Consider the following 7,292-nt stretch of genomic DNA (forward strand, 5'->3'; position numbering starts at 1 on the left):
ATGTCAGGTAAGAATCGGGTGATTTGGCGTGAAGGATTATTCATCAAGCCACAACACTTTCAGCAACAACAAAAACATAATGACTATCTGGCTCATAGTCGCCAGACCTCCTTAACCAGTTATAGTTATGGCTTCAGTTCTTTGACGCTGGACGAAGACCTTCTCGCTCTGGGACGCATCGGTATCATCGAAGCCAGCGGTATCATGCCAGACGGCACAGTGTTCTCTATTCCTCATCAGGATGCAACTCCTCAACCGCTTGATGTTGTGAATATTCACGAAAACAACAGTAAAAATATCTATCTGGCACTGCCAATAGCCAACGATATTCTCAATGAAATCTCTCATTCAGAATCCAATCGTGCAGGAGCTATGCGCTACCGTGAACACATGGAAGATATCCGTGACCTGCATACAGATGGCGGTGATATCTGCCAAGTCATGCTGGCACAACTGACGCCGATTCTGAAACAGGGCTCAGAAGATCTCAGCGCTTTCTCCGCACTACCGCTATGCCAGATAATAGAAAAGCGCCCTACCGGAACTATCATACTGGATGAAGAGTTCATACCAACCTGTACATCGATCAGGGTCTCTACTCAATTAAAAAATTATATGGATGAAGTGGATAGGGCGATGACAGAACGAGGTAGATCACTCGCTAACCGGATTGGTTCTCCCGGCCAGCAAGGGGTCGCTGATGTTGCTGAATTTATGATGCTCCAGCTAGTTAACCGAGTTCAGCCGTGGTTTACCCACTACGCCGGACAAGCCATTTTACATCCGCAAGATTTTTTCACTCAGTTGATCCAAACCTGTGGTGAACTGAGAACATTTACTCATGAATCCCGTCAGGCCGGCGATATGCCGATTTACAAACACGACAACCTGACGGAAACATTCAAGGAAGTCATGATCCTCATGCACGAAGCAATGGGCGTTGTACTGACTCCGCGGGCGATCCCAATTAAGCTACAAACTCAAGCCAATGGTATCCGGGTGGCGCACATCCATGATCGCAATGTTTTGACAAATGCGGAATTCATTCTGGCAATCCGCGCACAGGTTCCGCATGATCAATTACTCCGCCAGTTTGCCCAACAGACTAAAGTTACATCGGCTGAAAGGATCCGCGAAATGGTCAGCATCCAGTTGCCCGCTGTAGCACTGGTTGCGCTTCCCTCTGCCCCACGTCAGTTGCCTTATCATGCTGGTTACACCTACTTCCGGCTTGATCAACAAGGCGACGCATGGAAAGACATTCTAAAAAGTAACTCCATCGCCTTTCACGTTTCGGGAGAATTCCCAGGATTAGACATGCAATTCTGGGCGGTTAGGAATGGGAGTGCCTAATGAAAACCGAAGCCATGAGTGACAACACCATTCTGATGCAGACGGAGACGGAAACCGATACGATTCTACATCGTCAGTACCAGTTACCGTTACGCGGAGAAAGCCTGAACCCAATGATTGATGCCGCCACACCGCTGCTTGGTATGGTCATGCGTCTAAAAGACATGGGTGATCAGCCACTGCCGGACCAGCTTTACCCACAGGTCGTTACTGATATCCAAGCAATCGAACAACTTCTACAAACCAAAGGCTATGAGCCGGGGGCAATTGTCTCTTTCCGCTACATGCTCTGTACCTTCATTGATGAAACCGCACTGGGGCATGGCTGGAACAGCAAGAATGAGTGGCTACAACAATCACTGCTGGTGCAATTCCACAACGAAACCTGGGGTGGTGAAAAAGTCTTTCAGTTGTTGGATCGTCTGATGGGTGAACCTCAGCGCTACCAACATCTACTGGAGTTTATCTATCTCTGTTTCTGCCTCGGTTACCGTGGTCGCTATAAAGTTGCTTCACAGAAAAGTGATGATTTTGAACGTTTATTCCGTCGATTACACCAACAACTGCATGCGTTGCGGGGCGAAGCTCCTCCCATCATTCTCCACAGTAACGCCAACGAGCGTGATGATCGCTATCGCCTGGGTAAGCGTCTGACTATTAAACATCTGTTCTGGAGCGGTATTACTCTGCTCGCTATCGTTTATGGCTTCTACGCTATCCGTCTGCATAACCAAACCCAGAACATCTTACAACAACTAAATAACTTACTGAGCTAGGAAAGAAACCGATGATTCAGATTGATCTACCTACATTAGTTAATCGCTTAAATCCGATGACTCGGCACGTTCTGGAAGCGGCGGCAGCGCAATGTGTCAGCCAACAGCAACCTGAGATAACGGTTTCACAGCTATTGTTGCAAATGATCAACACCCCTCTCAGTGATGTCAGAGCGATCTTCAATCAAGCGGAAGTGGACAGTGATCTGCTGAAAGAACAACTTGATCAGATGATCCCTCACCATCAAGCAATGGTTCAAGCCTATCCTAGCTTCTCTCCAATGCTGGTGGAGTGGTTACAAGATAGCTGGCTGTTAGCATCGACTGAGATGCAGCATCAGGAATTACGCAGCGGCGTCATGCTGATGACCTTGCTGTTCAGCCCATTACGTTACCTGACGCCACAATCCGCACGTCTTTTATCGGGAATAAACCGCGAATTGTTACGCCAGAATTTTGCCCAATGGACCGCAGGCTCTGCCGAACAACCGGTTGTGGAAAACGATCAAAACGGACAAAACAAAGCTGCCGCCAACAGTGATAGCTTGCTCGCCCGTTTTACTCAAAATATGACGGAACAAGCTCGTCAGGGAAAACTCGATCCTGTTCTATGCCGTGACAGAGAAATCGACCTAATGATCGATATTCTCTGCCGTCGCCGTAAAAATAACCCGATTGTGGTGGGTGAAGCGGGCGTCGGTAAAAGCGCGCTCATTGAAGGGTTGGCTCTGCGCATTATCGACAACCGAGTACCGGAAAAACTGCGTAACAGTGAATTGATGACGCTGGATCTGGGCGCACTACAAGCGGGTGCGGCGGTAAAAGGTGAATTTGAAAAACGTTTCAAAGGCATTATGAATGAAATAAATCAGTCATCCGTACCGATTATTCTGTTCATCGATGAAGCTCATACCCTGATTGGCGCAGGTAATCAACAAGGCGGACTGGATATCTCCAACCTGCTAAAACCCGCTTTGGCACGTGGCGAATTGAAAACCATTGCTGCGACCACTTGGGGCGAATACAAAAAATATTTCGAAAAAGATGCTGCCCTCTCCCGCCGTTTTCAATTAGTTAAAGTGGCCGAACCGACCGCGGAAGAAGCCATCATTATTATGCGTGGCCTGCGGGCAATCTATGAACAATCTCATGGCGTATTAATCGATGATGAAGCGCTAAAAGCCTCTGCGGTATTAAGCGACCGTTACCTCTCCGGGCGCCAATTACCGGACAAAGCCATTGATGTGCTGGATACCGCCTGTGCCCGCGTCGCCATCAACTTGACTTCACCTCCGCGCCAAATTTCTGCCCTGAAAAACCAACTACATCAGCAGAAAATGGAATCAGATGTGCTGGAGAGGGAACAGCGCATGGGGCTAAACCAGCACACTGATCGACTGGATGAACTGCGGCAACAACAGCAGGAAACCACGGAGAAATTGGCTGAACTGGAAGCCAGTTGGCAACAACAGCAACAATTAGTTCAGCAAGTTATTGAACTACGCCGTCAGCTATTAACCGACGAAACAGAATTAACTAACGAAACAAAAGAGAGCGAAACATCGGCCGAAATGACCACTGACGAGTTGATTGCACAATTGGCTGAACTCAATGAACAGTTGGAACAATTACAGCAACAACAAACGCTCGTTTCTCCTCACGTGGATAAGAACCAGATTGCGGCGGTTATCGCTGAATGGACTGGCGTACCACTTAATCGCCTGTCACAAAGTGAACTCTCCGTGGTGACTGAACTCCCAACTCATTTGGGACAAAGCATCAAAGGACAAGATCTCGCGATTAAATGCCTGCATCAACATTTGTTGACTGCCAGAGCGGACCTGCGCCGTCCCGGTCGTCCATTGGGCGCCTTCTTGCTGGCAGGACCAAGTGGCGTCGGTAAAACTGAAACCGTTTTACAGATTGCAGAATTGATGTTTGGCGGACGTCAATATCTGACCACTATCAATATGTCGGAATTTCAGGAAAAACACACCGTTTCCCGCCTGATTGGCTCACCTCCGGGCTATGTTGGATATGGGGAAGGAGGTGTACTCACCGAAGCTATTCGCCAGAAACCTTATTCCGCCGTTCTACTTGATGAAGTAGAAAAAGCCCATCCTGATGTACTGAACCTGTTCTACCAAGCTTTCGACAAAGGTGAGTTGGCCGATGGGGAAGGCCGAGTGATTGACTGTAAAAATGTGGTCTTCTTTTTAACTTCCAATTTGGGCTATCAAACTATCGTCGATAATGCCGATAAACCGGAAGAGATGAATGACCTGCTTTATCCTGAACTGGCGGCCTTCTTCAAACCCGCATTACTGGCGCGAATGGAAGTGGTGCCTTATCTGCCATTGGGACAAGACACCCTGAAAACCATTATTCAGGGCAAACTGGCGCGCCTCGATAACTTATTACGTCAACGCTTCAATGCCGAAGTCACCCTGAGTGATGATGTGGTTGAAGAGATACTGCAACGGGCAACCCGTGCTGAAAATGGCGCACGCATGCTGGAATCGATCATTGATGGCGCTTTGTTGCCACCATTATCTCTGCTGTTGTTGCAAAAAATGGCTGCCGGAAAGCAGATCAGCACTATCCAGCTAACTGTTAACGACCATCAATTCAACGCGGTGGTTGAGGAGATACCATGAAACAACGGCTGAAAAGCGCATTAGCGTTATTGGAAAATGACTCTATCGAGCAACTGGTTCACCACTTTCTTCAAGTGAATCACCAACGCCAGCGTTTTGACGCCTTGCTGGTCTCTCTGCTTAACGTGAATGAAAACCGTCTGGAATGTTACCGGCTGCCGGCGCCAAACCAGATAAGCGCGCTACAACTGGATGTCAATATCGGTGATATTAACCATCCACTGATACAAATCCTGTACAAAGGTACCCCTACGACCTGGGAATCACTCAATCAGGGAGTACGAATAGACAATCGAAACTTTCGCCTCTTCGTCGAAGAACTCCCTAATCGCTGCGGCCTACATGCTATCCCGTTGTTTAATTGCAACGGGCAAGCGTGTGGCGTGATTGCTGTTTTCGCCAAAGATGTCCGTCGTTTTGCTGACGATAGCAACATGTTTTACATCTACTGCCTCGTCATGCAACACCGATTAAAAAAATTGCAGGAACTGGAACAACTGCGTGAACAATTACGCCAGATCCGCCAGGTTTTTCAGACACAGCGCCAGAAAGAAAAACAGCTTGATGAATTGCTGGCTTCGTTAAGTACTACAGCAGAAAACAAAACATCAGCCAGCGTCTCCCACGATTACAGCAAAATCGACGACTTATCTCAGGCGCTCGAAGAGTTCGAATGCGCAGTACTGATACAACGCCAACATATTTACGGCAATAACACCAAACAGATTGCCGCAAGCTTAGGTATTGCACCACGTACACTGACTTACAAACTGGCGAAATACAGGTGTAAATTATGAGTTTTCTGTTAATGGTCAGTTCACTAATCGCCTCTCTGACAGGCAAACCCGATATTCAGCCAGATCAGGAAACCCCAACAGCGCCTTCACTACCCGCTTTACTGCAATGCCGGGCAGAACCGTCGCCGTTGGTCAGGCTCGATTGCTACGACCGCCTATTGGATAAAGTCGATAATATTGCCGTTATCCCGTTAGAAAAAACTGGCCCTGTCTGGAGACAGGCAATGGAACAGGAGATGAAACGAACTGACCATTCAACCGGTTTTATCACCACCCAATCTGAAAGCATACCGACTCGCGTCATACTGACCACCCCCGCAATTGGTGTTCCACCACCACGGCCAGTACTGATGCTGAGTTGTATCGATAGCATTACCCGAATACAAATTGCCCTGGCTAAACCACAAGATAGCGGCACGGTGATGATTTCGACGGAAATCACCCAATTCAGTGCTGACTGGTTCTTGCGTGAAAACGGCTACCTGCTGGAATCCAGCCGTGGATTGCCGGGCATTGAAGAGCTAAAACGACTGATGACAGGAAAAACCCTGACCATCAAAACCGGCAACGGAAACCGAATGACATTCAACATTTCTCAACTGGAACAGGCGGTGAAACCTTTACGCTCCGCCTGCCGCTGGTGATCCCAATGGATATCAGGAAACAATTTGACTGGCAGGGCCTCCTGCTGACGCCCCTGTCGGATGAACTTATCAGCCGGGAGCTGGATGAAAACGAACCCGCCTGGGAATATATCGATGGAGAGATGGTTAAGCTGGGATCGCTGGCTCATTCCAGCATCAATATTGAAGAGATCCAGCGTCAGGCACTGCAACTGTTCAGCGAAAAAAGCAAAGATTTCAGACTGATGGTTCATTTACTGCGCACACTGCAACACGGCAGTAATCCCGCTGAACTCATCCTGGCAATGGAATTGTTAGCCGATTACATCCGGCATTACTGGCAGACAGCCTGGCCACAAAAACCGCTGCTCAAGCGCCGCCTGGCGCAACAGGTGATTAAACGTTTTGACTCTGCGCAACCCGGCTTCTGCGAACAGGCTGATGAGACTCAGCGCGAAGAGGCACAGGGCGCACTGGCTCATCTGGCACAATGCTGGCATACCGATGAACCGGCACTAGCTAAAGAGATCGACCAGTTACGCCCCCGTTATGCCCGTAAGCCTGAGCCAAAACCGGCCGCCGCGCCGGCTGAATCGACAGAAACGACGGCACAATCGGCAAACACTTTAGCACTGACATCCGCACCTATACCGGATGTCACTGTAGACAGTTCCGGTGAAAAAGCCTGGAAGCAGACGCTCCTGACCGTGGCCGACCTGCTATGCGAACGCCAGCCTGATTCTCCTGTGGGTTACCGGCTGCGTCGTTATGCGATCTGGCACACCCTGACCACGGCGCCGATGGCGAATGGCGCAGGCAAAACACCGCTGGCGCCGACTGCGGCAGACCGTACCGCAGATTATCTGACGAAACTCCCGGCGGCGGACAAATCCCTGCTGCAACAGATAGAACAGAGTCTGACACTGGCCCCTTACTGGCTGGACGGGCACGCTATCGCAGCTCAGGCGGCCGAAAAACTGGGTTACCGCCCTGTCGCTGATGCTATCCGCGATGAACTCCGGGCCTTTCTTGACCGCCTGCCGGTCCTGCAAAACCTGTCTTTCTCCGATATGAGCCCGTTTATCT

6 protein-coding genes are annotated in these 7,292 nt (G+C 49.3%); all 6 read left to right on the top strand.

Annotated features, from left to right (window positions below; genetic code table 11):
• The gene (gene tssK / locus EAE93_RS14570) at positions 1 to 1,353 is read left to right on the top strand and encodes a type VI secretion system baseplate subunit TssK (RefSeq protein WP_046395771.1); all 1,353 of its coding nucleotides are present in this window, start codon (positions 1 to 3) and stop codon (positions 1,351 to 1,353) included.
• Between the two features lie 14 nt (positions 1,354 to 1,367).
• Positions 1,368 to 2,129, top strand: coding sequence for a type IVB secretion system protein IcmH/DotU (gene icmH / locus EAE93_RS14575; RefSeq protein WP_046395808.1), 762 nt, complete (start codon positions 1,368 to 1,370; stop codon positions 2,127 to 2,129).
• Positions 2,130 to 2,140: 11 nt separating this feature from the next.
• Positions 2,141 to 4,786, top strand: coding sequence for a type VI secretion system ATPase TssH (gene tssH, locus EAE93_RS14580; RefSeq protein ID WP_214039963.1), 2,646 nt, complete (start codon positions 2,141 to 2,143; stop codon positions 4,784 to 4,786).
• Positions 4,783 to 5,583 (top strand): helix-turn-helix domain-containing protein, encoded by an 801-nt coding sequence (locus tag EAE93_RS14585; RefSeq protein WP_110086462.1) that lies wholly within the window; start codon positions 4,783 to 4,785, stop codon positions 5,581 to 5,583. Before tssH ends, EAE93_RS14585 begins: the two co-directional genes overlap by 4 nt.
• Positions 5,580 to 6,227, top strand: a complete 648-nt coding sequence (gene vasI, locus EAE93_RS14590; protein WP_105399868.1) for a type VI secretion system-associated protein VasI — start codon at positions 5,580 to 5,582, stop codon at positions 6,225 to 6,227. The genes EAE93_RS14585 and vasI overlap by 4 nt, the downstream gene beginning before the upstream one ends.
• A 5-nt stretch (positions 6,228 to 6,232) precedes the next feature.
• Positions 6,233 to 7,292, top strand: a 1,060-nt coding sequence (gene tssA, locus EAE93_RS14595) for a type VI secretion system protein TssA (RefSeq protein WP_214039964.1), incomplete at its 3' end; no start/stop codon positions are given.

It is taken from the genome of Photorhabdus akhurstii (assembly GCF_018448925.1).
GTDB classification, from domain to species: Bacteria; Pseudomonadota; Gammaproteobacteria; order Enterobacterales; family Enterobacteriaceae; genus Photorhabdus; species Photorhabdus akhurstii.

Coding starts and splice junctions, on each gene's coding strand:
- icmH (WP_046395808.1), top strand. CDS start 1,368: ATGAGTGACAACACCATTCTGATGCAGACGGAGACGGAAACCGATACG.
- vasI (WP_105399868.1), top strand. CDS start 5,580: ATGAGTTTTCTGTTAATGGTCAGTTCACTAATCGCCTCTCTGACAGGC.
- tssH (WP_214039963.1), top strand. CDS start 2,141: ATGATTCAGATTGATCTACCTACATTAGTTAATCGCTTAAATCCGATG.
- tssK (WP_046395771.1), top strand. CDS start 1: ATGTCAGGTAAGAATCGGGTGATTTGGCGTGAAGGATTATTCATCAAG.
- EAE93_RS14585 (WP_110086462.1), top strand. CDS start 4,783: ATGAAACAACGGCTGAAAAGCGCATTAGCGTTATTGGAAAATGACTCT.